Genomic DNA, 24,468 nt, shown 5'->3' with positions numbered 1-24,468 from the left:
TCCTCCCTTTGTAATCTATCATCATTGTTACCGTACTAGTAAACTTGTATACCCCTTTGTCGAAAAGTAGTTATTACAATCTATTATCCAACCTCCGAAAAAATTCCTTCATTTCAAATATTACAAATATTTTCTTCGGAATGCTTTATCTCATAAGCTGAAGATAAATTGTTTTGAATACACTTTCCTACGAATAATTTATTTTAAACCGTTAACCTTAAAAATGTTTGAGCAAAAGACTTGAAAGTCAGAGATAGTCAAATTATAATATGGTTACAAGGTCAAAGATAGTCAAAGTCAAAGGAGACGTCTTTCACCTTTTAACTAATTTAATTAATGACGAGATAGATAAATAATAAGGAGGCCATCATATGCTTTGTGATCAATGCCAACAAAACCAGGCTTCAGTTCAATTGAATGTGCAAATGAATCAACATAAGAAAAGAGTTAACCTTTGTAGCACGTGTTACGCAAATGTGATGAATGGTCAAACAGCTTCATCACCAAAAGGTCAAATGGATGATTTCTTTCAATCTTTTATGGCTTCAGCAGAACAGAATGGTTTTACAAGTCAAGAAGATGGACCACAAACAAAATCAGGAAAAGGTAAAGGCGGTTTACTAGACAACCTTGGCCGGAATTTATCTGACGCAGCAAAAGCTGGTTTGATTGACCCAGTCATTGGGCGTGAAAATGAAGTAGCGAGAGTGATTGAAACGTTAAACCGTCGTAACAAAAACAATCCCGTTTTAATCGGTGAAGCAGGAGTCGGTAAAACGGCGATTGCAGAAGGTCTTGCTCTAAGGATTTCGGAAGGTCAAGTTCCTTCTAAACTAAAGAATAAAGAAATTTATTTATTGGATGTCGCGTCACTTGTTTCAAATACAGGGGTAAGAGGACAGTTTGAAGAAAGAATGAAACAACTAATTTCTGAACTTCAAAGTCGGAAAAATGTCATCTTATTCATAGATGAACTGCATCAAATCGTAGGCGCTGGATCTGCAGAAGGGTCAATGGATGCAGGAAATATTTTAAAACCAGCACTTGCGAGAGGCGAGCTTCAATTAATTGGGGCTACAACGCTTAAAGAGTATCGTCAAATCGAAAAAGATGCCGCATTAGAACGACGTTTTCAACCAGTAATGGTAAATGAACCAACGGTAGAAGAAGCCATTGAAATTCTGAAGGGTCTACAGCCTAAATATGAAGAATATCATGAAGTGAAATACACAGATGAAGCAATTCAAGCTTGTGTATCTTTATCGAATCGATTCATCCAAGATCGTTTTCTTCCAGATAAAGCGATTGATTTGATGGATGAAGCCGGAGCTAAAATGAACTTAACATTTGCTGTATCGAACCACGATGAAATTCAAGAGCGTCTTCAACAAATCGCTACTGAAAAAAACAAGGCAGCAGAGGCCGAAGATTATGAGCTTGCTGCAAAGTTAAGAACAGAAGAATTGCAGCTTGAAAAACAGCTTGAAGAAACATTGAAAAGTAACTCAAATATGAACCATTCAGTCGATCTTGAAGAGATTCAGCAGATTGTCGAAGGAAAAACAGGAATTCCAGTTCGTAAGCTTCGAGAAGATGAGCAGACGAAAATGAAAAACCTTGCAGAGCGACTGAATGCTAAAGTAATTGGTCAGGAAGATGCGGTTAACAAAGTAGCAAAAGCCATCCGCAGAAGTCGAGCAGGATTGAAGCGGCAAAATCGACCGATTGGTTCTTTCCTATTCGTCGGTCCAACTGGTGTCGGAAAAACGGAACTTTCCCGTTCGCTAGCTGAAGAAATGTTTGGTGATCGAGAAGCGATGATTCGACTTGATATGAGTGAATATATGGAAAAGCACTCTGTCTCAAAATTGATTGGTTCCCCTCCAGGATACGTTGGTCATGAGGAAGCAGGACAATTAACAGAAAGAGTACGCCGTAAACCATATAGCATCATCTTAATTGATGAAGTGGAGAAAGCTCATCCGGATGTTCAAAATATGTTCCTTCAAATCCTTGATGATGGTCGTCTTACAGATAGTCAAGGTAGGACGGTAAGCTTTAAAGATACGGTTATTATCATGACAAGTAACGCCGGAACTTCTGAGCGAAGAATTACTGTTGGTTTTGAATCAGCAGAAAGCTATACAGGGGTGATGGAGAGCCTTGGTGGTTACTTTAGACCTGAATTCTTAAATCGGTTTGATGGAATTATTCCATTTAAGTCACTTGAACAATCAAGTCTCGTTACCATCGTAGATCTTATGATTAATGATTTAGATGAAAGTCTTGAAGAACAGAATATTACACTTACAATTAGTGAAGCAGCAAAAGAGAAGTTGGCTGTACTTGGATATAATCCACAGTTTGGTGCACGTCCTCTTCGCAGAGTAATTGAAGAACATGTGGAAGATGGTATTGCTGATTTGCTTGTGGATGAAGGCAGTATCAAATCTGTAACGGTTGAAATTGTAGAAGATAAGATTGTTGTTTCACAAAAGAAATAATTTTGAAGTAAGGAAGTCGCTCTATAAGATGGAGCGACTTTTTTGATGTTAGTTTTTACAATAATAGGGAAGTTATTAATACACAATCCTGATTTCTTACCTTTCATAATGTTGTCGAATCTTATACGATTTTGACTTCTTTTGCGGTTATAAGTCGAAAAGTCAGAATATTAGTTAAAATAAGTTGTGAGATCTGCTACGTTAGATAAGGAAGGTCAGGAAAGACTTCTCTACTATTTTTATAAAGGAGCGAGAACAAATGGAACTGGATCAGTTAGAGTTGAACCAGACGTTACAAGAAAGTCAGCCAGAAGGAAAGACAATTCCTTATTTAACAGCATTAATTGGATGGAGTCTTCCCGCAATTGAGGCCTGTGACAAGTTGAATCGGCCTTTTGTAGTGGTAGGTCCTCCTGATTTTAAGGATTACGCCGAAAAGCACGACATTACTTTCGTAGGGTGGGAGTTTGATAGGTTGAATGAGGGATCAGACAAGCTCTATAAGCAGCTTAAAGCCCTCGGAGCTGAGGTGGCGGTGCCTCTCTATGAAGAGTGTGTAGAATGGGCAGGTGCTCTCAATTCTCGCTTTAGAGAAGAACCAAGACTATTTAACCGATCTCTTCTCTTAAGAGATAAAGGGATGATGAAACGAAAAGCACAGATGGCCGGTATTAAAGTAGGCGTCTTTGAAGAAGCAAGAGATAAAGAGGATGTAAAGCGTTTTCTTAAAAGAGTAAATGATGCTCTCTTGAAAGTTGATGGGGATAAATATGAGCCGATTCACTGTAAGCCCTTAGATAAGGCTGGATCAGTTGGTCACCGTGCAATTGATGATCCTGCAGATATTGAAGCGTTGACAGATAATGACTTTCCGCTACTGATGGAAAGTCACCTTGATGGGCAAGAATTTTCGTGCGAAGTGTTCGTTAACAATGGAAAGATTCAATTTTTAAATATAACGGAATACGTAAAGTTAGGGTATTCGAATTTTGTCCCACCTTCTCCTTCTCTTGAAGAGAAACGTCCTGTTATTAGAAAAGCGATTGAACAGCTTATTGAAGCGTTTGAGATCGAAAATGGTGTTATTCATCCGGAATACTTCATTATGCCTGATGGAACGCTACACTTTGGAGAAGTAGCAGCTCGCGTTCCAGGTGGACACATTTTTGATCTTATAGAGCGCGCTTACGGATTTAGCGCTTATGAAGCACAGATTCTATGTAGTGACCCTAATACAACGGAAGAAGAGTTAAGAAAGTTCTTCCCCACAGAAGATGAGGCGTTAGGTTATGCTGGATGTTTGATGGTGCATCCTCATGTGAATTACATTGAGAAGTTAACCATTCCTGAAGAACTTGAAGAACATTCCTTCTTTGAGAAGCATGATATGTTTACGCCTCCGCAGGGGAAAGTCGCTGAGCGCGTTGGATTTGGAAATCACTATGGCACCATTTTCTTTTTCGGGGATGACAGTGCAGAGATGACTCGTTTACTTGTAGACTATGAAAAGTATGATTTCTATTTGTAGCATAATATTTTTACAATAAAGGAGAATTAAGCATGCCATCTGAAGTAACAGAAGGAAAGATTGCAAGGTTTTCCAGGTCGTTAACGCGTTTGGAGGAAGCGCCTTCTTATGCGAAATCCCGCTATCAAACAGATGTTTTCCAAGAGGCAAACCGCCTATTGGAAACGGAAGAAGGTCTTGAGTTTCTTTACCAGTATGCCCATCGATTTGACGGTGCAGGTGTTTTTCAGGATGGACCGTGGGAAGATCCATCAAAACTTCAGCCACCGCTTGTCGCGGGATCTCTTCAAGCGAAAGGACTCCCTTATGTCATTGAGATGCTGAGTGATCTTCGTATGCTTGCACTAGCGGAAGGAAAGGGTGAGCATCCCAAGGTTTCTAAAGAAATGGCTATGGATTTCTTAAATGAAGTCATGGCCTTAAATCTTGACTTGCTTTTTCCAAACGCATCAGAAGCTTCACGAATTGAAGAAAAAGAAAATACGGTTGAAACACAGCGATTATTCCAATTTATCTCACAATATCTTTCTTCGAGTGCTTTATCAGAAACACTTATTTATGAGATTGAACGCTTAACTGCACAACGACCAATTACGGTAAAAAGAACCGTGTCGATGATAAAAATGGCGAAAGAAATGCTTCGCTCTGAAACAAGTGAGGATCAGCGCGTTATGCTAGAATCGTACGTATCTTCCATTGAAGGACCTTCAGAGTTAAGTCGTTCCTATCAGCAGCCAAATGAATATCGAAAACAACTATTAGCGCTCTCCACAGAAGAGCTGCGAAAAGAGAGTGAGCAGCTTGGGCTCTCCATGAGAAAAACAGGGCTTTGCTCCCCGCATCACAGTGTACTTGCCCGTTTCTTAAGTAGAAAATCGCCGCACTTACTTCCAGTACTATTGCAATTAACTGGTAAAGGAAAGGCTAATCTTGAAGAACACGCTGAGCTCGTTCACCAACTAATAAAAGTTTCGCTATTTCCATCGACTTGTCAATCGGTCTATGGATTAGCTCTTTTATTAGAAAGAGGCGTGCTTTCTGCTTCGCCAGTAATTCCAGGTTTAAGGCGAATGATTGAGCTTGATATTCGACCAGAAGTGCGAAGTGCCTTATTTAACACGGTTGGTGAAGGAGAGGGTCTAACGGCTAACAGCATTTTGTTAGCAGGTGTAATTAGCGTTCTTGGTCAGCCGCTTGGTGTTGGACAAGGTCTAAACCCAACTTGTCAGGCAGCAAGAGGAATTAGTCTTTGGGCTCAACATGCGCCTGGATATTTACTGGAGATCATCCCAAGAGCTGCGAGAGATGGAGATATAGATATGGTGTTTGAAGGGGTTCAGATTCATTCGAAAGACCTTCAAGGTGGACTCGCACCTGATCTCCATCCAGAACTTGATCCCGTATCGCTTGTCCTCGTTCCTCATCTTGATCGCATTTATAGTGAGATGATGAGCAGAGTGGCATTAAGAGGAGAAGATGGTCATCGCTGGGTAAACCCAGCCTTTTATGGAAATTGGGTTCAAAAAGGATTTAGCACGGTCATTGAACCGATTACCGGTAGCGTGACAGACTATCCAGGTTTCGTCAGATTATTTTATGCCACACACCATCCGGAATACAATGATGATTATGAATTGATCTATCCGAATCCGGTAGGGATTTTTATTACAAACGTTCATGGAAAAATGCTTGGCTTTCATGCGGTGTCCATTCAAAGAATTGCTAAAAGTCCAGATGGAGAATACCGCGTCTACTTTTACAATCCAAATAATGATGGTTCTCAAAATTGGGGACAAGGAATTGAATGTACGGTTATGGGAAAAGGAGAGCTTTCAGGTGAAAGCTCGCTACCATTTGAGGAGTTTACTTCCCGTTTATATGCTTTTCACTATAACCCATATGAACAAGGAGATGCCTATGCAGTTGAAGCTGAGAACATCTCCATTGTAAAATCACTCGCCATGGAAAGCTGGGGACAAGAGTACACGTGGATCAGTAAGTAGGTATCTATTTTAAATAGTTTCGTACCCTATCTAATCTTATAGCGAAGCGTCAGGTAAATGATTTGTTTCCTGGCGCTTTTTTTGATTAACTTAACTTATATAAAAAGGAGGCGATCTTTAAATGATCGAGCATGTAGTTTTATTTAAATTCAGTGAAGAAACAACGGTAGAACAGAAAGAAGAAGGTATGAGAAGGTTAATTAAAGTAAAAGACAAAATCCCAGGTATTGTTGATATTCAAGCTGGAAATAACTTTTCTGATCGAAGCCAGGGGTTTGAAAGTGGGTTAACGGTGCGCTTTGAATCGAAAGAAGCACTAGAGTCATATGGACCACATCCGGCCCATCAGGAAGTAGTGGCCTACCTTAAAGAAATAGGAATGAGTGATGTACTTGCACTCGATTTTGAGTGCCTGTAAGAACAGAAAGGAGGATCTACATATGAAAGGATTTGTTCACGGAGGACACGCAGGACTAAAGGGGTTATCACTGAAAGAGCAGCTTGCTGAACAAGAACCTCAGCATGGGGAAGTGAAAATCAAACTGAAAGCAGCTGGTTTGAATCATCGCGATTTGTTTATCCCTGATCGCCATGATCCCGAGGAGGCAGATGTTATCCTTGGATCGGACGGAGCCGGAGTCGTCATCTCAGTAGGCGAAGGTGTGAAAGAGATTCAGGAAGGTGATGAAGTGATCATTAACCCTGGCCTTGGTTGGGAAAAAAATGCCCCCATTCCCCCAGAAGGATTTCAAATTGTAGGTTTTCCGGGGCATGGTACTTTTGCAGAAACAATCGTTGTTCCAGAGGGTAATGTAGTGAAAAAACCAGAAAGCCTTACGTTTGAAGAAGCGTCTGTCATTGGTTTAGCAGGATTAACAGCTTATCGCTCGTTGTTTACGAGAGGGCAGCTTCGAAGTGGACAAACCGTCTTTATTCCTGGAATTGGAGGAGGCGTTGCAACATTCTTGCTGAAATTTGCGAAGGCAGCAGGAGCAAGAGTGATTGTAAGTTCAAGAAGTGAGGAGAAGCGCCAATTAGCCCTAACGCTTGGCGCGGATCGTGCACTTGCTGATGATGCAGACTGGATAGAAGAAACCACTAATGAAAAAGTGGATTTAGTGATTGAAAGTGTCGGAGCAGCAACATTTAACCGATCTCTTGAAGTATTAGAGAAAGGAGGTACGCTCGTTATCTTTGGTTCTTCAACAGGAGATAAAATTGAATTTGATTTGCGTACATTCTTTTACGGTCAGTATAACTTGCTTGGCTCGACGATGGGAAGTTCTGAAGAATTTCATGATATGGTTGCTTTTATAAATGAACATTCAATTAAGCCCGTCATGGACAAGATATATGATTTTCAAGAGATTAAAGAAGCTTTTACTCATTTAAACAGTAGTCATCAATTCGGAAAACTAGCGGTTCGATTAGCTGAAAAGTAACAACAGATCGCTTCTAAAGAAAATATTCATCTATGCGTATAGAAAAGGAAGCCAAACGGCTTCCTTTTCTATGTTAATAGTAATAAGGCGGGTACCCATAATAAGGATAGTATGGATATGGTCGATAAAAAGGAATCAGACTAAGTGCAGCGATGCCAGCTAATGGAAAGAAAAAACGTCCAAATCTGCGGTAGCGACCGTATTGTCTTTCCATTTCCTGTCCTTCGCTTTCTTCCACTTCTTGTGGAATCATCAAGCACATATGCTCGTCATCTGAGTCCATAATGATTCCTTCATATTCGACTCCATCCTGCATTCTTACTTTAGCGTGGTAGCTATGATAACGTTGACATAGCTGTTTCATATCCCCTTGAAGCTGCTTTTCTTTACCAGGCATCATCGCGCCTTGAACGGCCTGATTAGGCATATTGCCTTGCATGGCGCCTTGAACGGCCTGATTAGGCATATTGCCTTGCATGGCGCCTTGAACAGCCTGATTAGGCATATTGCCTTGCATGGCGCCTTGAACAGCCTGGTTAGGCATGTATCCTTGCATTGCACCCTGAACTCCTTGATTCATATGATTACCGTACATGTTCATAAGCAGTTCCTCCTTTACACAACACAGGATATTCACCTAGATCGAAAACAGTTACTAACCTAATGAAAAATTGGGCGTAACCATAGTAAAGATGCGTTCTCTTGTTGAAATTTCAATACAGAAACTATACGATAAGTTCAAATGACCTTAAATACAGAGGTGTCAGATGAGAGGATTTTATTTAACTAGAACAGAAATGGGAACAATTCTCGAAACCATTCGTAGACAAGAAATACCTGATAAGATTTTAATGAAGGCAATGAAAAGGTCCGGTAGTGAAAAAAAAGACTTACCAACGATTTTTTCTAAATTATTAAAAGCAACGGAAGGAAGTTTTGGATTCTCAATAAATGAAATTGCGACCCTTGGCAATCAGCTTGAGTATGCTAGCTTTCGTTCTACAGCGGTACAAAATTGGGTTAAAAGAGACATTAAAGAGTGGATTGGCGCGCCACAATTAGGTAAAAAATATGCTATCGAACAAGCGGCGATTTTATTTATTGTAGAGGATTTAAAGAATACACATGACTTCGAAAGCATTCGTCTTCTTTTAAAGTTTGCCTTTAATAATCCTGCTGATCGAAATGATGATCTCATAGATCCGCTTGCTTTTTATACGGCTTATTCACAGCTTTTTGAAGCGATTCATACGAAAGTAAAACCTACTAAAGAGGGTATTAGAAAGAAAGCAATGGAATTATCATCTATTTTTTCGGATTTAACAGAAAAACAAAAAGAAGATATTGAAAAGTTGCTTATTTCTGCGGCACTTTCCGTTCAAGCTTCTTTTTACCAATCGTTATCAAAACAATATTTAGAAGATGTATGGAGATGAAGGAAAACTCCTAGATGTAAAAAAAACGAGCTGTTACCTGTTTTAGGCTACAGCTCATTTCATTTACTCAATTGAAAAGTTAACGGTTTGCTTAAATTGCTCTTCAGTAGCTAACCACATTTCTAACGTATAGGACCCTGGTTTAAGATCTTCTATCATAATCGTATATTCAAGAACTTCAGCTTGTTTTAATTCAACGTTTTCTTCCTCTTTTACAAAACTTTTATTAGCTGAATATGTTTTAAGAGCTTCGCCTTCGTCATTATAAAGGGTATAGTCGTAGGTTTGACTACTTGGAAAGTGGATCGTTTGAACTTGTTCCGTTTGATTTTGAATGCGATACAAGAATGTGGCTGTACCATTTTCGGTCTGTGTGAGGGTAAGCGTAGGTTCAAGTGAGCCCGCGACAATACCAGAAGAGCCTGATGCTTGTTCGCTACTTTCGTTCTTCGTATTCATCATCAATGAGTTCTCCTCTCCACATCCAGATAAAGTTAGGAGGACCATCGTTCCAATCATTGCATATTTAACCATCTCATCACTCCTTTTTTAAATAGACGAGATGAGGTCCCAGAAAGTTACAATTCTTTATAGCAGACTGTAGAAACAGGATATATGGTCACATAAGCCATATAATAGATAGACAAGTTAAATTAAAGGAGTTCGATAGAATGAAGCCATCATTAGTTGACATTCATACTAGGGTAAATGGCAGAAATGCAGGTGTACTTGGAAATGAACGGTTTTATAAATTTGCGGTCTTCCTGCCTCTCATCGAACGACAGGGTGAACTTCATGTTTTATTCGAGGTAAGAGCACATACGCTCAGAAGACAACCGGGAGAAGTTTGTTTTCCAGGTGGAAAAGTAGACCGCCATGATCAAAGTCCAAAAAATGCAGCAATTAGAGAAACGTGCGAAGAACTTGGGATTCTAGAAAGAGAAGTAACTGTTATGGGAGAATTAGATTTCCTTGTGACATCTTTTCAATCCATTGTTTATCCTTTTGCAGGTGTGATTAACGTCGCATCTGAATTATCGCCTAATCGAGATGAGGTAGAGGAGGTATTTACAGTGCCTCTTTCTCATTTTATAGCCAATCCACCGGAGCGCCACGAAATTCGTGTTCATGTTCAACCTGATGAAAGTTTTCCTTTTCACCTTATTCCAAATGGTGAAGAATACAACTGGTCTTCCTCGAACATGCCAGAGTTTTTTTATTATTATCAGGATTATGTTATTTGGGGCATGACGGCAAGAATTTTGTACCACTTTATTCAATTATTAGATGAGAATAAATGATTGAGCTCATTTTCTGAAAACAATCTATTGTGAATTGATTCAAATATAGGTAAACTAGAAAAGGTCGATTTATGTCGGTTTTTTCTAGTTTTTTTGTTTGAAATATCAATAACTTAGCCCTTTTCATTACAAATAGTGCTCTAAATTAATAGAATATACGACAAAAATCATCAGAAAGATACGAAAGAATTAATTGTATAAAAGCGCAGTATATAGAGAGAATGCCAAACATTTTTTAGGGGGAAACAATGTTAACCATTATTTTTGTTTTACTTGCCGCGTCAGTTGGATTCTTTATTTATTCTTATTTCGTGAAAGACTATGCGAAAGAAGTAAAAGGACAAGTTGATGATGTTTATATCAACTTAATGAAAGAATTGAAAACGGTTAAGAAGCGCACTGAAATGTTAGAAAGCAAAACAAAGTCAGTGAGCGGTGGTCCACATGAGTAAACAAGAAGCAAAGGGAATTGCAGCTGGTCTCCTTTTTGCCGCGATTCTTTTAACTGCTTACTATTTTATGTTTTCACAAGCTAAAGCAGAAGAAAGCAATGAAGTAACAGATGCGATGATAAAACAGCATTTAGAGGAAAAAGGGATGGTTATGGTTGCGAAGGAAAAATATGATTCTCTAAAAGCAGCAGAACATCCTGATAACGAAAATAGCGCAACAGAGATTAAGAAAGAGGAAGCAGCCAATAAACCTGAAGAGATCAAATTTACCATTAAAGAGGGAATGACGAGTCAGGAAGTGGCTCAAAGTCTTCAGGATCAAATGTTAGTAAAGAAATCGGATGATTTTATTAAAGCTCTCCGTGACATGGACAAGGAAATGGCTGTGCAACCGGGGGATTATACCCTTAAAGCAGATATGTCTTCTGCTGAGATTGTAGAGGAAATTACCCGATAGAGAAACACCCGGCGAATACTAATGCCGGGTGTTTTTTACTTTTTTTATTTTGTTAGTTTATAACGTAACCATTAATTTAGTTCGACAGCGTTTGGAGACGATGGAATGGTTAATGGTTTGTTTAGTGAATATCTCCCAATCTTGTCGAATCCCGTATTTTCAAAGCGAATTGTTTGATAGTCGTATTGTGAAGCAACAAGCATTAAAGCTTCTATTGTTTGCATCGCTTCTTCTTCAGACTGAAATTTGCTTTCTTCCGTAAAGGCAATGGATGCTTCTGATCCGTTTCCATCGAAAGAGTAGATTGCTACTGTAGCTGGTATAGATGGCAGGTAATAAGGAGTACTTTGATCGCCATCTTTCATTAGAGAGAGAGCAACATCCATCTCAGCTCCTTCTTCACCTTGAAGGGCAGGTCCGTTTACGAGAAAATGTGATTCTGTCCTCGATTTATAAAGAAAATAGGGCGAAGGTTTTTTGTTTACTGAAGGATCAGCATTCCCGAAATTCCCCAACGTGTAGCCGTTTTCTCCATTGGTTTGCCAATTGATTTGGTCTGCACCAAGGCTTTTGGCTAGCTGTTGAACACTATCGTTTATCATAATGGATTCTGTAGATGAGAGACCATCACCAGGTTCAGGAAAGCTAACTATAAGCGTTTCCTTTCCAGTTATATTAGTCAATTCGAAGGTAGCATCGGTTAACGGTGAGCGTTCAAGTCCATAATCGGAAGCGCGAAAGTTCGTTAAAATGAACTCGATATTTTCTTGTGTGCTCTTACTTTCATCTAGCGGAAAGGATAGCGGTACGAGTAGCGTGCTTTCTGGGTCAGGATAAGAAATGATGACGCTTATTCCATCAGATTGTTGAAATGCTGGAATGTAACTATCAAACACAGTCGGTTCTTCCGCAAACGTTGGCACCTCTTCTTCTTTAGTATCGCTTGTCTTTTCTTCGGCAGGAGCTAATGTCGTTGTCTCCGCTTTCGAGTCACTTGCTGAGTATGAAGAATTGTCTCGTGATTCGTTTGATGACTGGGTAATTGCTATATTAGAATCATTGTTATTTTGATTGAAGAGTCCTGGAGTGATTAGAACAGCTAATAATAAAACAACAACAGCAGCTATTCCAGGGATAATCCATGGCGTTTTCTTTTTAGTTGTTCGGGACATCTGCTCATTCCTTTTTTTCTCGATATTTTCATAAATGGTTGCTTTACTTCTTTCATCTTTTACAATAGGTAGCTGAGAAAGAAGGGATTTTGTACGATCATTCATCATAAGACCCCCTTTAGTTGATGATTCGCTGGATCATCAACAAGTTCCTTTAGCGCTTTAATTGCTCTGTGCTGCGTTGTTTTTACTTTGCTAACACTCCAATTTAGAATTTCAGCCGTTTCGTTAATGGAGAGCTCTTGGATGTAGCGAAGAATAAGAACTTGTTGTTGATCAAGTGTACATTCTCTTAAACACTTATAAATAGCTTGAACTTCTTCTTTTTGAAGAAGAATTTCCTCAGGTAGAGGAGCCTCGTCTTTCGGATGTTGTTTGTTAAAGTCAAACTTACTAAGCCACCTTGAAGTTCTGCGATTGTGTGTACGTAAATAATCAATCGCTATATTTCTCGCAATGGCAAAGAGCCACGTCTTTTCATTGCTTCGTTCCTCGTATTCGTGATAAGAACGAAGCACGTTAATATAGACTTCTTGAACGAGTTCTTCTGCAATCGCTCTATTTTTCACCATATAAAATAAAAATTGAAATAAGTTCGTGTGGTAGCGATCGTATAAACGCTCAAATGTCTTATCCATTCTTCAGCCCTCCTTCTTCTATTAAACAAAACGAGTTATCTAATTAAAAGGTTACAGGAAGATTACAAAAAGAGATAGTTTTTGATGAAGAGGTATAGAATAAACGAAGGGATATACTGTGTTGGTGTAGGGGGATTAAACGGAGTGATTGTTGAAGTCGCGCATGATCGAATGATTTGAGGTTGATGGGGGTCCACGAAAACAAGCATAGCAAAGCGCTTCTTCTCGCACGCGGAAGGAGCGCTTACTTGTGTATGAGAGAATAAACAACCACGTCATAATAACGGTTTCGCAAATAGATATGATCTTTAAAATGGCCTTCTTTTTCAAAATCTAGTTGTTCGAGCCGCTTAACTGCTGAATGGTTGTCTTCGATTGTTTGAGCATAAATTTTATGAAGCTTTATGTGATGAAACCCATAATGAATAATCGCTTTGGCTGCTTCAAGTCCGTATCCACCACTCCAATAATTTCTGGATAATATAGCACCCATTTCTGCTTTTGATGAGGCGCGGTCCCAATTTTGAAAACCAGCTGTTCCGATTAATTCTCCAGAACCTTTTAAGCGGATTCCAAAACGGATTGCATGGGTGGATAAGATAGAAGAGGGATCTTTATACGCCCGAATGTAATGAAGAGCCTGAGTTTGTGTTTTCATGACGTTACCACCATCATAATACGTAACTTGTGGATCTGAAAAAATGGAAAAAAGAGATGTCTGATCTTCTTCTTTTAGTGCGGTAAGGTTAAGGCGCTTTGTTTCTATTTCAGGAAAAACTCTCAATCACTTCACCATCCTTTACCCTTAACATATGTTCTTAAAAGAAAGGGTAGAGGGCGGATAACACGATGAAAAGCCCGAATTCGTTTAATACGTGTTTCCAAATCGAACCGTAATAAAATTCTTAAGAAGTTCACTACGGTTCTCTTCATATTCTTCAGGTGATAGTGATGAACGCTCGAGCCCATTATCGAAAAGTAAAATCGAGTTGTCTGACATTGTGCGATTGAACGAGTACTGATACAAATAAGAAAAACCTGGCCTGGTGGCCGGAAGCATTAAGTACGGCATTCGTGTTGCTCCTGGTCTTCTTCGCATCGCCAGTGCCTCAATCATTCCTCCTACGGTTCGAAAGCCCAATCCATGACCAAAAAAAGTACCATCACCTAAATCGACTATGTTTTCTCCCTGCCATTCCGGTGTAAGAGGGTTCACGTCAGGGTTCTTTACATAACGAATATCCCCGGGAAGATAATCAGGTGGTATATTGTGAACAATTTGCAAATCCTGGTCGTATTTCCATCCCCACAGCCGCATGTTGGCGAATAGTTGATTAAACTTGTTAACTGGTAACATTTTTACAGCCGCATGATAGAGAATAATGATCATCGCCGTGGCGCATTCAAATGCATACATTGGTCCATTCCGATAAATATCTAAAATCGCTTCTGAAGCCGGCACCCCCGCCTTAAGTTGAAACGCGCCGTCCGGTAAGAGGTGCCAAAACATAGGATTACAACGTGAACGATAAAAGTCAGCAAATTGGACTCCGCTATAATACAGGTCACGTGAACTACTCGTAATAGAAACTCGGAACCGAATTTCAAACATCAAAGCATCGAGCGACCTGTACGCATAAGTATGTGGACTCATCAACATGACGTCGACAATGGTTAGTTCAAGAGGGGTCTGTATTCCTGCATTTACTATAACTTCTTTATTTGCACTGCTACCTGCTATCGTGATCATGCTGAACCTCCTCCATGAACATCAACTGGGCACTCAGGGGACGATTCATCCACTCTATCCATTCACTACGTGACCTCATTCGGATTTTGTAAGAAAGATTTGCTAACTGTTCTTTTTCTTGTTCAGAAAGAGAATGAAATCCATCTTCTCTTAAGTCGGAAGATGCTTTATGAGAGAAGCATTCCCGATATTTAGTGTCGTGATCGACAACATATGGTGCGAGCTCAGCAGTTAATTCATAGCTATTTTCGTTATGCAAAAGATATGGCAGGTTTTCTTCATACCAGCTTCTAAAGTAAGCGTAAGGGTCATCACTTTCATCTAAACCAGTAATAAAGTGAAGAAGCTCTCTTGCAAATGCAACTTCTTCTTCGTCGGCTGATAGTAATTTTTCACCGATTGGAAGTAAACTTGCAATATTGTGTGAAGAAAAATAAGCCCAAGTCACATAGTGAGTAGAAAGGCCTGCGCGTTTCCTGTTGAATAGTAACTTTGAAACAAGTAATAAATCGTCAGGATGTTGATAGATCGTTGTCAATAATCCAGCTGCTCGATCAATTACAAGACGATAGCGGGTGTTTAATTTCTCTTCAGAACCTGTTTCAACCATCCATCTGAGTACAGAGTGGATATATTGTGGGAGGTCGCAGATCGAGTAGGGAAATGGAGCAGCAGGTGCACGCTCCTTTGAGAGAATATCTTTTTGAATCGATAAAGCGATTCTGTTTCGATCTGACAAGTGTTTCGATAGATTGTGCTCTCTTATAGTGGGAGATAGGACATAGATAGTGGGGTAAGATAGAGTATCTTCATTTAAAAGAGAAATCACTGCTCTTTTATCGTGATCAATCAGATTTTTTACATAGTGCTCCAGTCGTTTAATCCCTTCTGTTTTTCGGATTATTTCAAGTGAGACAGAGTGTTTCAACGTGTTGCCTCCTTTCAAAAATGCACTATTACCAGCTTATTCGAGAGAGCACTATTTCATCACAGCTAATCAAATTGGTCATTTTATTGAAACCTTCGAGGGTTAGGACCGTCTTAAATGTATATCACAAAGAAAGGAGTATACACATGGGGAATATGGGACGCATTGGCTTTCAGTTTATTGCTGCTTTTCTAGGCGTGTTGTTACTTGGCTCCACACCAGGATTATTTAATGGAATGAAATTAGATCTTGGAGGTTATATGAAAAGGCTTCAACGCACGATAGATGAATTGATTTATTTTCAACAATTAACGTTTCGGTCAGGGAATGAGAGTTATCAACTATTTCCTCTCATTTATGAATACCTCTTCTATTCAATCATCATCTTATTTAGTGCTTTGATTCTTGCTTTTATTGTTGCATTTCTATTTACCTATGTAACTTACATCTCTCCTTCATTTATTCAAAAATGGTTCAAAAGAGTAGCATTTTTGACAGAATCTTTTCCAGACGTTTTTATACTCGCGATTGTTCAGATTGGGGTGATTTGGGTTTATAAAAAAACAGAGGTTCTGTTGATGGACGTTGCTGCATATGAACGCATTTACACAATGCCAATTCTCATCCTTTCTATATTGCCTACCTTTTTATTGTATCGAATTATGATACACGTGCTAGATGAGGAAATTGAGAAACCGTATGTTGAACTAGCAAGGACAAAAGGATTAGAACCCACCAAAATATTTCTTGTCCATATTTTTCGAAATACACTATTATCGACTTATTTCCACTCAAAATCGATTGTTTGGTTTACATTGTCTAATCTTTTTATTATGGAGTATGTGTTTAACCTTAATGGATTGATTCGCTTTATGTATGAGCATCCAACACCAGAAATATTCACTGTTAGTGCACTACTACTTTTTATACCTATTTTCTTATTTCTAACCGTTTATCAGCTTGTGGCGGAGCGAACTGCTCAGGAAGAAGCTTTGATGTAGCAGAAAAGGGGGATTACAAACTTTGAAATATGCTTTAAAAAATCCAATGTTCGTCACAGGAATGATTATCATTGTTCTTCTGCTCGGTAGCAGTATAACCTATTCCATTGCTTATGATGATGTTGTGCCGCAAACCTCCATGCTTTATGATCAAGACGGAAATTTAATCGACCGTTCACCTTTTACACCGTTACAGGTTGCTCCATTTGGAACAGATAAGTATGGGTATCATCTATTTGATCAAATCATAATTGGTGCAAAATATACAATTGGTATTGCATTTCTCGTTGCCTCGATGAGAATTGCGCTCTCTTTTGTTGCTGGTGTAGTCGGGGGGACCTATTTTCGCCGCACGTTGCGAAGTACGTCTGGATTCGTTGATGCTATGCAATACATACCGATTTCACTGCTTTGTTATTTTATTCTTAGCGGTGTTTTAATGGAAAATGGGATGGAAGGGACATTTCAGTTTTCATTTCTTGAGCGGATGGTATTTGAAATTGTTGTTTTAACAGCAGTTGCGATTCCAACTACCACAACATTAATCTCCAATGAAACGCATGCCATTTGGGGAAAAGGGTTTATTGAAGGAGCTAAAACGCTAGGTGGATCTCGAGTTCATATTTTAATAAAACATATTCTTCCTCACCTAGGACCGCGGATGGTCATTATATTTCTCCAACAATTGATCAACGTACTGATTCTCTTACTTCATCTTGGTTTATTGAAGTTGTTTTTTGGAGGCACATTTTTTAATCCAGATCCAATATTAGGAGATGAATATCGGTCTGTGTCATCTGAATGGTCAGGTCTAATCGGTTCTACATTTCGATTTCTCCCATATGATACGTGGATTCCTCTTGTTCCGATTTTATTTTTTGTGCTCGTTATCTTCAGTGTAAATTTATTGTTAGAAGGTTTTAAGCAATTAATAGAAAAGCAAACTATGCCACGTTCACGTAAGGTTATTCGGAGTGACAGTAATAAGAAGAGCTACGATCCGAACGCATTTTATTTCTTGGAAAGAACTGATAGGGGAGAAGAACGAAAAACAGCCAGTAGGTAGTTGTGGAGGCAGATTTTTTCGTTACTTCCCCATCTTTGCTAAAAGGATAATTGATATCGAACAAAAAAAGGAAAAGCACAATTAGGGTGGTGCTTTTCCTTCATTATTCATTTGGTTATTTATTGGGAAGTAGAGTACCACTGAATGGTCGTTTCCTTTTTTCTCTTTGAGCCTTTTAAATAATAGGACTCATCTGCTTCATCAAAATAAGCGGTTGAAGGATACTCACGATCACCTTTAATGGTCACTTCCACATGATAATGGTTCCAAATATCGTTGATGCCTACGTTTTCCGTTTGATACAAATGAGACAGCACGCCTAAATACTCTGTTGCGAGCTCCTTCATTTTCTGTTCGGAAAGCTTGTCAGATACCATGAGATCGAGATAAACGGTGGAATCGATTGAAAAATAAACAGCGTCGATAATATCTAAATCACGATGAGCAATTTCGGAAGCCCTTTTCAGATAGGCAGCACTGATATATGGAGCCTCATTCTGGTCGAGTGAACCTTCTTGTATTTTAGGTGAGTCTAAAGAAATACCAGTAACAAAGAGGGTGGCGATAACGAATAATGAAATGCAGGCTACGATGCCCATCCACTCTAGCATAAGGTTTCTTTTTTTCTTGTTGTGACCGTAATGGGTAAGAAGGATAGTTTCGAGCATCTGTTCTTTTTTTCTGTTTGTAAAATGTTGTTTTTGAAACAAGGATTCTTTTACCTTTTCTCTTAACTGTTTTTCCTCCATCTTGTGCTTCACTCCCTTTCTTCGTTAAGTCTTAATTCGAGAAGGCGACGAGCGCGATGCAACCTTGATTTAATCGTGGCCTCTTTTGTGTCAAGGAGTGAACTAATTTCTCGAATGGATAAGTCTTCATGGTAATAGAGAATGAATGTTTCACGATATTTTAATGAAAGTTGAAAAATAGAGGTTCGTAATTTATGCGATTCTTCATTTTTTACTGCAATCAGTTCGGGTGAGGTGGTATGATTTTTGACGAACTTCATCATCACGTTTGTCGGTATAATATTTCGAAAAGACCAGCTTCGCACATGGTCATGACAACGATTTATCGCAATGCGATAAAGCCAGTTTTTTAACGATGCCTCTCCACGAAACGTGTGAAGCTTTAAAAAGCATGCAAGAAATACTTCTTGTACAATATCTTCTGCTTTTCCCCAGTCCTTTGTATATGTATAAGCGAGTCTTACTAACGCTTCACCATACGTTTCCATTAAATGCTCAATTAATTCTGTTTTTTGAACAGTAGTATAGGTAGTGAAATCTAATTTGAAATCACTTTGTGAGTTTTCATTCATACGATCATCCTTTAAATGACATTTATTATAAAGACGAGTCCGTAGCTGTAAAGTTGCGTTAACTGATAAATAATTTGATAACATTGCCCCTTTTTCCTTTTTTCTTTCGATATATAGGATAAGAAGGATCTGTAGTTTTAAGAAGTAATAACAAATTCACTTAGAATAAGGAGGAAAAAAATGATTATCATTGATGCGGGTCATGGTGGTAAGGATCCAGGGGCTATTGCGGATGGAGTAAAAGAAAAGGATTGGAATTTAGAGGTATCCTTACATCAATATGAATTTTTGAAAAAGCTCGGTATTCCTTGTAAACTGACTCGAAAAACGGATAGTGATTTGTCTCCTGATAAGCGCTCAGAGCTCGTACGATCTTCTGGTGCAACGGTTTGTTTAAGCAATCACTTTAATGCAGGCGGTGGAAGTGGGGCAGAAGTGATTCATTCGAAATATGCTACCTCCGCTTTTGCTAAAAGCATTGCTGATGCATTGAAGAAGGTAATGCCGGTGCGGAGGGTATTCTCAAGAGAAGGGTCAAATGGGAAAGATTATTATTATATGCATCGATTAACTGGTCAGGTTGAAACACTTATTATTGAGTATGGTTTTCTAGACTCTGCTGTCGATCGAAAGAAATTAAATGTTCGATCCTATCGTTTCCAGTTAGCTGAAGAAGCAGCGCTTGCTGCTGTGCGTTACACAAAAGGCAGTCCTATTTATTTCGTCCAATCGGGTGCTTATAAGGAAAAGAGCAGGGCCGAGCAACTATGCGAAGAATTGAAAAACAAAGGTTACGATGCATTTGTGAAACAAGAAGGTTAAATGGTCTAAGTACACTAATAAAGAGAGGGAGGCCATTGGCCTCCCTCTCTTTATTTACGATAAGCTTACTATTTCATTCATGTAAGCTTTAGATTGATTGTTTCTTTGCTACTGTCGATAGATGATTCGGTTTACTTTAGTAAATCAGGATTTTCATTCTTAGCTCGCTTAACTTTAGGCTTACGAATGCCTCCTGCAATATCTGCTTTTTTAAAGTCTTTCGCGTATTTTACCTCTTGCGCGTCACTTAGAGAAAATCCGCTTTCATGAATCGGTTGATATTGTGAATTCTTAGCCATTTGTAATTCCTCCTTGTAATGTCTCTTAGTACAGGGTTACCCTCGCGAATTTTTCATTAAACATATATGCCTAACTTTGTTAAACAAATCATGTTTGTGGTACTTTATTAGTAAACCATTACTTGACGGAGGCATTATGAATAAAAAGAGAGCATTAAACATTTCCATTGCCAGCATCGTTGTACTAGTTAGTATTTTTTTAATCGGAAGATACACCTATGTGCATGAAGAACATCTTGAAAGAGGAGAGGTGATTAAGAAAGAAAGTACTGAACATCATCATTACGTGTTTGTTCAGCCAGAAGGAGAAGGAGAGGCAATTGAACTCTTAATGGAAGACGAAATGTCCTGGAATCTTGTGCAAGAAGGCGAGATTTATGAAGTGGCTTATTCCTGGTATGGCTCAAAAGAACCGACAATCGAAGAGATGCAGCAAATAGAAAGAGAATGAGCATTATTGCTCATTCTCTTTCTATTTAATAATCCCTGTTTCTGAAATTTTCACCTTCACTTTGGCTTCTATATTTAATTTGGTGAATTCTTTGTCCCATTGTTTAGGATGCCATGCTTCATGATGATAAGCGTTTAGATCGCGTCCAATTCCAAGAAAATCACAGTTCGCTTCCTGGAGCTTTGTTAATAAGTTGTTCCCTCTCTCCGTTAATTTCTTCGATAACTCATCTGCAATGTTTTCTACCTGACTTTCTTTAAAGAGGTGGTTTTGAGGATATTCCTCGATATTTCCTCTAACTTCTAGATGAATGACTGCCTTACTTATATTCCCCTCTTGAAACGAATACTCAATATCTGATTTCGCGTTTTGAATATTAATCGTAACGGTTTGAGTAAGGAATCCTTGATCGTGCTCCTTACCTATATTTTCAACAATACTGGCTTTTTTACTCTTAGCATCAGCCATAAGAAGTAGAAGTGTAGCGTCAAAAGGAGGGAGCACGACCCCGGTGAAGTTTGATTGGTGAAATAGAGCAATTCCGTTTATCTCAGGTGCACCAACATCCTCGTTGAACCTAATATATGGAAGGGCGTAATCTTGTCCAACATCTTTAGAATAACGAAATGTTTTTTCAATCGTCATTGGCGGGGCTTCTGTTTTATTTTCAGCGCCTTTAATAAGATCTGACATAAATTCTGTAATGAGAGTATCGCCGATATGATCTAAATTTAACATGTCTTCTGCTCGTCCATCGACAACTCCGACTCTAGCGTCTAGTGGACCTTTTGGATCTCTGTACAGGACATCAAAAATGTGGTCAATGTCTTTACGGGCTATCTCTTTCCCTAAGAGAATGAGTTGATTTTTTGAAGCTGTTACTTGCTTTGATAAAACTCGATCCACTTTAATTCGCGTATCTCTTGGTGAAGATCCTGAAACGGAAAGAATACGATTAGAGTATACGCCCCCTTGACTAACTGGAATACCAAGGTTACGAACGGCGAACGTTGTGCGAATTTCATTTTCATTCTCATAATCCAATCCAGCCCCATAAATAAGCTTGGATTCTTTTAACAGTTCTTGGTCCCAGCAAGAAGTTAAAAACAATAGTGTGGTTGAAAAGATAATGGAAAGGTGCCATGTTTTTTTCATTGCGATTCCTCTTTCTTCTTAAATAAAAGACTAATGAGCAAGAGCATGAGAGGAAAACCAAGTGCAAAAAAATAGCTGGCTTTTGCATGGTAGCCCGAAAGCATTTCAACTGTATATCGATCATGTGAAAACATGGAGAAAAAAAGTGCAATAAAGGACGCAATCAGAATAGAACCGGTTGTTTTTTTTCTTTTTGTTAAGCGCTGTATTCCTCTTCCTGCGATGTATAAGTAAGACACATAAGATGTCATCACTGAAATAATCCAGATGGACAAGAAGATCAAATCAACCCTGTCTACGATAACGAAGGAGATGCCTTTTAACATATAAACGAGAGGCTCTGGAATCACTTCAAGTTGGTTAGGACTAAAAAAAACAAAGGTTGTGAAGGTCAAAAAAGTATATAAAGTTGTGACAGCAATATTAGCAAGAGTTAGGCTTTTAAGTGCTGCCTTACCCTTGTTTTGAACATAAGGATAGATAAATAGAACGATTTCAAATCCAAGCATGGAGACAATCCCATTTTGAGTCGCTTTGAGAATTGAAGCAAAGCCATTTTGACCAACTGGTAGGATATACCTGATATCTGCATCTTTCAATGTATAAGCGGACATTACGATTAGCGGGAGGATGAGGATGGATACAAATTGATAAAACCTTCCCATCACCTTGATCTTGCCAACTGCAAGGTAAGTCCCGCTTACGGTTAGCAATAATAAAATAACCAACATCGGAGTACGAAACAAAATCCAAGTTTTGATGGTTGTTTCAAATAGCTCTAATACAATGACGGAAGTTGCGATCGCAAAAGCAACATAAAGAACTGAAATGCTCCCTGCTGCATACTTGCCAATAATTTTAGGAGCAAATTCGTATAACGTTAAGGTTGGAAAACGGGCACATAAAAAATATAGAATAAAAATAATGAATTGAATTGCTCCACCGGTGATCAACAGCGTGATCCATCCGTCAGTACCTGTCTCTGCATATAAGGATGAAGGAAGTGAAAGGACTCCAACGCCAACCTGTGTTTGGAAAATAATAAAAAACAGTTGTGCATTATTAATCGTGCTAGTCGTTTTCATTCTTTTTCCACCTTCTAGAACGCCACTCTTGCTTATTAAACTGCGGATGTACATCCGTTGGTCGATCCCCGAGTAGCCATCTAGGAAGTCGAACAATGGAATCTTTTAGTTCATTCAAACGCAAAGGTGCAAGTGGCGAAAAGTAAGGAGTACCGAATGTTTCTAAACTACATAAATGAATAAGGATGATCGATAGTCCAAAAACAAGCCCTATAAAACCAAAAGACGCAGAGAGTAGCATGAGTGGAAAACCTAGAAGCCTTATGGACATACTCATTTCATAAGATGGAACAGCAAAGGAGGAAATGGCTGTTAAAGCAACTACAATAATCATCATATTAGAGACAAGATTTGCTTCGACGATAGCAGTCCCGATAACCAAACCTCCAACGATACCAATTGTTTGGGCAATAGGACCGGGCAGGCGAATGGCAGCTTCTCTTAATAATTCAAGAATAATTTGCATGATGAGTGCTTCAAGTAATGGTGGAAACGGCACATTTTCAAGCGAACTTTTGATGTTTAAAATTAATTCAGCAGGTAACACCTCAGAATGAAAGGAAACGGTGGCAATATAAAGAGACGGCAAACCGAGTGCGAAAATAAAGCTGGCTACTCTGATGAGCCTCAAGATTGAACCAATATACCACCGGCTATTGTAATCTTCCGGAGATTGATAAAATGCAAAGAACGTAACAGGCATGACTAGGGTGGAAGGACTTCCTTCCATTAACAACCCGATTCTGCCTTCAATGATATGAGCAGTTAAGCGATCTGGCCGTTCTGTACTTAGCATTTGTGGAAATGGAGAAAATGGAGAGTCTTCAATAAATTCTTCTACATATCCTGGAGTTTGAATAGAGTCGGTTTTTATGGAAGTAATCCTTTTTTCTACTTCATCAATCAGCTCTGGATTAACAAGGTGTTGCAAATAGATAATCGCTAACTTTGTATCGGTTGTTTTCCCAACTTTAAAAAACCTTATCACAAGATTTGGGTTCTCAATTCTTCTCCGAAGCATTTGTAAGTTTTGCATAATGTTTTCGACAAAACCTTCGTGTGAACCACGAACAACTTGTTCATTGATTGGTTCTGATACTGCTCTAGAATTTGCAGAAAAGGCTTCTAGTAAATAAAAATGCTGGTGTCCCTCAATAAAAAGAACAACAAAGCCCTTTGTTAAACCAGTTACAGCTTCATTTAAGTCCACTGAGCTTCGATATTCTTTAGATGTCACTGTATCTTCAATATTTAACGTATTCTTCTCCATTAATGGTTTCATTATTGTTTTTTGTAGCTTATCTTCATCAACGAGAGGATCCAAATAGGCAAGTTTGCATGTAATATTCTCTATGGTCAATTTTCTGAATTTAATATCTTCTGTATTGTGGAATTGTGAAAGTATATATTCTTTGTTTTTCTCAAGTGAAGGAAATGCTTCATATGATTCAGTAGCAGTTGGGATTTGATAAGGTTCATTTCGAATCGATTTTCGTTTACCACGTCTCACGCTGCAACCTCCTCTTAGTGATGATAGATAAGTATAGCTTGTGATGAAATGGTAAAGTTATGTATCAAAATTGGAAAGGATTCGTAGAAGGAGGATCCGTTTGCAAAATAAGCCATTTACGTAATTGAAAACTGTCTTTTTGTATTC

The 24,468-nt window shown here is 38.8% G+C and carries 26 protein-coding genes; 13 read left to right on the top strand and 13 right to left on the bottom strand.

Annotation, left to right across the window (positions count from 1 at the left end; translation table 11 throughout):
• The first annotated feature begins 371 nt into the window (after positions 1 to 371).
• The 5 genes from LCL91_RS18625 to LCL91_RS18605 all read left to right on the top strand — a co-directional run bounded on the left by LCL91_RS18625 (position 372) and on the right by LCL91_RS18605 (position 7,477).
• Positions 372 to 2,504: an ATP-dependent Clp protease ATP-binding subunit gene (locus LCL91_RS18625; protein ID WP_224884574.1), complete on the top strand. Its 2,133-nt coding sequence runs from the start codon at positions 372 to 374 to the stop codon at positions 2,502 to 2,504.
• A gap of 259 nt (positions 2,505 to 2,763) precedes the next feature.
• Positions 2,764 to 4,032, top strand: a complete 1,269-nt coding sequence (locus tag LCL91_RS18620) for an ATP-grasp domain-containing protein (protein ID WP_224884572.1) — start codon at positions 2,764 to 2,766, stop codon at positions 4,030 to 4,032.
• 32 nt (positions 4,033 to 4,064) lie between these two features.
• Positions 4,065 to 6,035, top strand: coding sequence for a hypothetical protein (locus LCL91_RS18615; RefSeq protein ID WP_224884570.1), 1,971 nt, complete (start codon positions 4,065 to 4,067; stop codon positions 6,033 to 6,035).
• A 121-nt stretch (positions 6,036 to 6,156) separates the two neighbouring features.
• On the top strand, positions 6,157 to 6,453 hold the full coding sequence (locus LCL91_RS18610) for a Dabb family protein (protein ID WP_098446515.1): 297 nt from the start codon (positions 6,157 to 6,159) through the stop codon (positions 6,451 to 6,453).
• Positions 6,454 to 6,475: 22 nt separating this feature from the next.
• Positions 6,476 to 7,477, top strand: coding sequence for a zinc-binding dehydrogenase (locus LCL91_RS18605; RefSeq protein WP_224884568.1), 1,002 nt, complete (start codon positions 6,476 to 6,478; stop codon positions 7,475 to 7,477).
• 73 nt (positions 7,478 to 7,550) lie between these two features.
• On the opposite strand, the gene LCL91_RS18600 is transcribed toward LCL91_RS18605, so the two are convergent.
• Positions 7,551 to 8,078, bottom strand: a complete 528-nt coding sequence (locus tag LCL91_RS18600; protein ID WP_224884566.1) for a hypothetical protein — start codon at positions 8,076 to 8,078, stop codon at positions 7,551 to 7,553.
• A gap of 166 nt (positions 8,079 to 8,244) precedes the next feature.
• On the opposite strand from LCL91_RS18600, the gene LCL91_RS18595 reads away from it, so the two are divergent.
• Positions 8,245 to 8,913: a DUF1836 domain-containing protein gene (locus LCL91_RS18595; RefSeq protein WP_224884563.1), complete on the top strand. Its 669-nt coding sequence runs from the start codon at positions 8,245 to 8,247 to the stop codon at positions 8,911 to 8,913.
• Positions 8,914 to 8,976: 63 nt separating this feature from the next.
• On the opposite strand, the gene LCL91_RS18590 is transcribed toward LCL91_RS18595, so the two are convergent.
• Positions 8,977 to 9,447, bottom strand: coding sequence for a BsuPI-related putative proteinase inhibitor (locus LCL91_RS18590; RefSeq protein ID WP_224884561.1), 471 nt, complete (start codon positions 9,445 to 9,447; stop codon positions 8,977 to 8,979).
• Positions 9,448 to 9,584: 137 nt separating this feature from the next.
• Between LCL91_RS18590 and LCL91_RS18585 the strand changes: the two genes are divergently transcribed.
• The 3 genes from LCL91_RS18585 (at position 9,585) to LCL91_RS18575 (ending at position 11,123) form a co-directional block, all read left to right on the top strand.
• The gene (locus LCL91_RS18585; RefSeq protein ID WP_224884559.1) at positions 9,585 to 10,214 is read left to right on the top strand and encodes an NUDIX hydrolase; all 630 of its coding nucleotides are present in this window, start codon (positions 9,585 to 9,587) and stop codon (positions 10,212 to 10,214) included.
• Between the two features lie 248 nt (positions 10,215 to 10,462).
• Positions 10,463 to 10,666 carry a hypothetical protein gene (locus LCL91_RS18580; protein ID WP_098446521.1) on the top strand — a complete coding sequence of 68 codons (204 nt, stop codon included), beginning with the start codon at positions 10,463 to 10,465 and terminating at the stop codon, positions 10,664 to 10,666.
• Positions 10,659 to 11,123: an endolytic transglycosylase MltG gene (locus LCL91_RS18575; RefSeq protein ID WP_224884557.1), complete on the top strand. Its 465-nt coding sequence runs from the start codon at positions 10,659 to 10,661 to the stop codon at positions 11,121 to 11,123. The genes LCL91_RS18580 and LCL91_RS18575 overlap by 8 nt, the downstream gene beginning before the upstream one ends.
• Before the next feature lie 71 nt (positions 11,124 to 11,194).
• Here the strand turns inward: LCL91_RS18575 and LCL91_RS18570 are convergent, their stop codons facing one another.
• The 5 genes from LCL91_RS18570 to LCL91_RS18550 all read right to left on the bottom strand — a co-directional run bounded on the left by LCL91_RS18570 (position 11,195) and on the right by LCL91_RS18550 (position 15,611).
• Positions 11,195 to 12,400: a hypothetical protein gene (locus tag LCL91_RS18570; protein WP_224884555.1), complete on the bottom strand. Its 1,206-nt coding sequence runs from the start codon at positions 12,398 to 12,400 to the stop codon at positions 11,195 to 11,197.
• Complete coding sequence (locus tag LCL91_RS18565) at positions 12,400 to 12,933, bottom strand: RNA polymerase sigma factor SigX (RefSeq protein ID WP_224884553.1); 534 nt, start codon at positions 12,931 to 12,933, stop codon at positions 12,400 to 12,402. Before LCL91_RS18565 ends, LCL91_RS18570 begins: the two co-directional genes overlap by 1 nt.
• Before the next feature lie 244 nt (positions 12,934 to 13,177).
• Positions 13,178 to 13,717 (bottom strand): GNAT family N-acetyltransferase, encoded by a 540-nt coding sequence (locus tag LCL91_RS18560; protein ID WP_224884551.1) that lies wholly within the window; start codon positions 13,715 to 13,717, stop codon positions 13,178 to 13,180.
• 84 nt (positions 13,718 to 13,801) lie between these two features.
• Positions 13,802 to 14,683, bottom strand: coding sequence for a protein-glutamine gamma-glutamyltransferase (locus LCL91_RS18555; protein WP_224884549.1), 882 nt, complete (start codon positions 14,681 to 14,683; stop codon positions 13,802 to 13,804).
• Complete coding sequence (locus LCL91_RS18550; RefSeq protein WP_224884547.1) at positions 14,664 to 15,611, bottom strand: hypothetical protein; 948 nt, start codon at positions 15,609 to 15,611, stop codon at positions 14,664 to 14,666. The genes LCL91_RS18555 and LCL91_RS18550 overlap by 20 nt, the downstream gene beginning before the upstream one ends.
• A gap of 146 nt (positions 15,612 to 15,757) precedes the next feature.
• Between LCL91_RS18550 and LCL91_RS18545 the strand changes: the two genes are divergently transcribed.
• Together LCL91_RS18545 and LCL91_RS18540 are read left to right on the top strand one after the other, a co-directional pair.
• Positions 15,758 to 16,612: an ABC transporter permease subunit gene (locus LCL91_RS18545; protein WP_224884545.1), complete on the top strand. Its 855-nt coding sequence runs from the start codon at positions 15,758 to 15,760 to the stop codon at positions 16,610 to 16,612.
• A 22-nt stretch (positions 16,613 to 16,634) separates the two neighbouring features.
• On the top strand, positions 16,635 to 17,678 hold the full coding sequence (locus LCL91_RS18540; RefSeq protein WP_224884543.1) for an ABC transporter permease subunit: 1,044 nt from the start codon (positions 16,635 to 16,637) through the stop codon (positions 17,676 to 17,678).
• 119 nt (positions 17,679 to 17,797) lie between these two features.
• Here the strand turns inward: LCL91_RS18540 and LCL91_RS18535 are convergent, their stop codons facing one another.
• Positions 17,798 to 18,427, bottom strand: coding sequence for a hypothetical protein (locus tag LCL91_RS18535; RefSeq protein ID WP_224884542.1), 630 nt, complete (start codon positions 18,425 to 18,427; stop codon positions 17,798 to 17,800).
• 8 nt (positions 18,428 to 18,435) lie between these two features.
• On the bottom strand, positions 18,436 to 18,999 hold the full coding sequence (locus LCL91_RS18530) for a sigma-70 family RNA polymerase sigma factor (protein WP_224884539.1): 564 nt from the start codon (positions 18,997 to 18,999) through the stop codon (positions 18,436 to 18,438).
• A 180-nt stretch (positions 19,000 to 19,179) separates the two neighbouring features.
• Here LCL91_RS18530 and LCL91_RS18525 point away from each other — a divergent pair, with 180 nt between their 5' ends.
• Positions 19,180 to 19,821 carry an N-acetylmuramoyl-L-alanine amidase gene (locus tag LCL91_RS18525; RefSeq protein WP_224884537.1) on the top strand — a complete coding sequence of 214 codons (642 nt, stop codon included), beginning with the start codon at positions 19,180 to 19,182 and terminating at the stop codon, positions 19,819 to 19,821.
• Positions 19,822 to 19,952: 131 nt separating this feature from the next.
• Here LCL91_RS18525 and LCL91_RS18520 read toward each other — a convergent pair whose 3' ends face one another.
• Positions 19,953 to 20,120: a YfhE family protein gene (locus LCL91_RS18520; protein ID WP_098446533.1), complete on the bottom strand. Its 168-nt coding sequence runs from the start codon at positions 20,118 to 20,120 to the stop codon at positions 19,953 to 19,955.
• 136 nt (positions 20,121 to 20,256) lie between these two features.
• Between LCL91_RS18520 and LCL91_RS18515 the strand changes: the two genes are divergently transcribed.
• Positions 20,257 to 20,571 carry a hypothetical protein gene (locus LCL91_RS18515; protein WP_224884535.1) on the top strand — a complete coding sequence of 105 codons (315 nt, stop codon included), beginning with the start codon at positions 20,257 to 20,259 and terminating at the stop codon, positions 20,569 to 20,571.
• 21 nt (positions 20,572 to 20,592) lie between these two features.
• On the opposite strand, the gene LCL91_RS18510 is transcribed toward LCL91_RS18515, so the two are convergent.
• From LCL91_RS18510 to LCL91_RS18500, 3 genes are read right to left on the bottom strand one after another with little or no spacing between them, the layout of a single operon-like run.
• Complete coding sequence (locus tag LCL91_RS18510) at positions 20,593 to 21,726, bottom strand: Ger(x)C family spore germination protein (protein WP_224884532.1); 1,134 nt, start codon at positions 21,724 to 21,726, stop codon at positions 20,593 to 20,595.
• On the bottom strand, positions 21,723 to 22,811 hold the full coding sequence (locus LCL91_RS18505; protein WP_224884530.1) for a GerAB/ArcD/ProY family transporter: 1,089 nt from the start codon (positions 22,809 to 22,811) through the stop codon (positions 21,723 to 21,725). Before LCL91_RS18505 ends, LCL91_RS18510 begins: the two co-directional genes overlap by 4 nt.
• The gene (locus LCL91_RS18500; RefSeq protein WP_224884528.1) at positions 22,798 to 24,321 is read right to left on the bottom strand and encodes a spore germination protein; all 1,524 of its coding nucleotides are present in this window, start codon (positions 24,319 to 24,321) and stop codon (positions 22,798 to 22,800) included. Before LCL91_RS18500 ends, LCL91_RS18505 begins: the two co-directional genes overlap by 14 nt.
• Positions 24,322 to 24,468: the final 147 nt, after the last annotated feature.

Source organism: Guptibacillus hwajinpoensis (assembly GCF_020171785.1).
GTDB lineage: Bacteria > Bacillota > Bacilli > Bacillales > Guptibacillaceae > Guptibacillus > Guptibacillus sedimenti.
The sequence above is the reverse complement of the archived record's forward strand: the minus strand, read 5'-3'. Positions and strand labels throughout refer to the sequence as shown.

Excerpts from the sequence above, each read along its gene's own strand:
- LCL91_RS18575 (WP_224884557.1), top strand. The coding sequence starts at position 10,659 with ATGAGTAAACAAGAAGCAAAGGGAATTGCAGCTGGTCTCCTTTTTGCC.
- LCL91_RS18535 (WP_224884542.1), bottom strand. The coding sequence starts at position 18,427 with ATGGAGGAAAAACAGTTAAGAGAAAAGGTAAAAGAATCCTTGTTTCAA.
- LCL91_RS18585 (WP_224884559.1), top strand. The coding sequence starts at position 9,585 with ATGAAGCCATCATTAGTTGACATTCATACTAGGGTAAATGGCAGAAAT.
- LCL91_RS18515 (WP_224884535.1), top strand. The coding sequence starts at position 20,257 with ATGAATAAAAAGAGAGCATTAAACATTTCCATTGCCAGCATCGTTGTA.
- LCL91_RS18570 (WP_224884555.1), bottom strand. The coding sequence starts at position 12,400 with ATGAATGATCGTACAAAATCCCTTCTTTCTCAGCTACCTATTGTAAAA.
- LCL91_RS18530 (WP_224884539.1), bottom strand. The coding sequence starts at position 18,999 with ATGAATGAAAACTCACAAAGTGATTTCAAATTAGATTTCACTACCTAT.
- LCL91_RS18595 (WP_224884563.1), top strand. The coding sequence starts at position 8,245 with ATGAGAGGATTTTATTTAACTAGAACAGAAATGGGAACAATTCTCGAA.
- LCL91_RS18615 (WP_224884570.1), top strand. The coding sequence starts at position 4,065 with ATGCCATCTGAAGTAACAGAAGGAAAGATTGCAAGGTTTTCCAGGTCG.
- LCL91_RS18590 (WP_224884561.1), bottom strand. The coding sequence starts at position 9,447 with ATGGTTAAATATGCAATGATTGGAACGATGGTCCTCCTAACTTTATCT.
- LCL91_RS18610 (WP_098446515.1), top strand. The coding sequence starts at position 6,157 with ATGATCGAGCATGTAGTTTTATTTAAATTCAGTGAAGAAACAACGGTA.
- LCL91_RS18520 (WP_098446533.1), bottom strand. The coding sequence starts at position 20,120 with ATGGCTAAGAATTCACAATATCAACCGATTCATGAAAGCGGATTTTCT.
- LCL91_RS18505 (WP_224884530.1), bottom strand. The coding sequence starts at position 22,811 with ATGAAAACGACTAGCACGATTAATAATGCACAACTGTTTTTTATTATT.
- LCL91_RS18545 (WP_224884545.1), top strand. The coding sequence starts at position 15,758 with ATGGGGAATATGGGACGCATTGGCTTTCAGTTTATTGCTGCTTTTCTA.
- LCL91_RS18510 (WP_224884532.1), bottom strand. The coding sequence starts at position 21,726 with ATGAAAAAAACATGGCACCTTTCCATTATCTTTTCAACCACACTATTG.
- LCL91_RS18620 (WP_224884572.1), top strand. The coding sequence starts at position 2,764 with ATGGAACTGGATCAGTTAGAGTTGAACCAGACGTTACAAGAAAGTCAG.
- LCL91_RS18605 (WP_224884568.1), top strand. The coding sequence starts at position 6,476 with ATGAAAGGATTTGTTCACGGAGGACACGCAGGACTAAAGGGGTTATCA.
- LCL91_RS18525 (WP_224884537.1), top strand. The coding sequence starts at position 19,180 with ATGATTATCATTGATGCGGGTCATGGTGGTAAGGATCCAGGGGCTATT.
- LCL91_RS18600 (WP_224884566.1), bottom strand. The coding sequence starts at position 8,078 with ATGAACATGTACGGTAATCATATGAATCAAGGAGTTCAGGGTGCAATG.
- LCL91_RS18625 (WP_224884574.1), top strand. The coding sequence starts at position 372 with ATGCTTTGTGATCAATGCCAACAAAACCAGGCTTCAGTTCAATTGAAT.
- LCL91_RS18565 (WP_224884553.1), bottom strand. The coding sequence starts at position 12,933 with ATGGATAAGACATTTGAGCGTTTATACGATCGCTACCACACGAACTTA.
- LCL91_RS18580 (WP_098446521.1), top strand. The coding sequence starts at position 10,463 with ATGTTAACCATTATTTTTGTTTTACTTGCCGCGTCAGTTGGATTCTTT.
- LCL91_RS18555 (WP_224884549.1), bottom strand. The coding sequence starts at position 14,683 with ATGATCACGATAGCAGGTAGCAGTGCAAATAAAGAAGTTATAGTAAAT.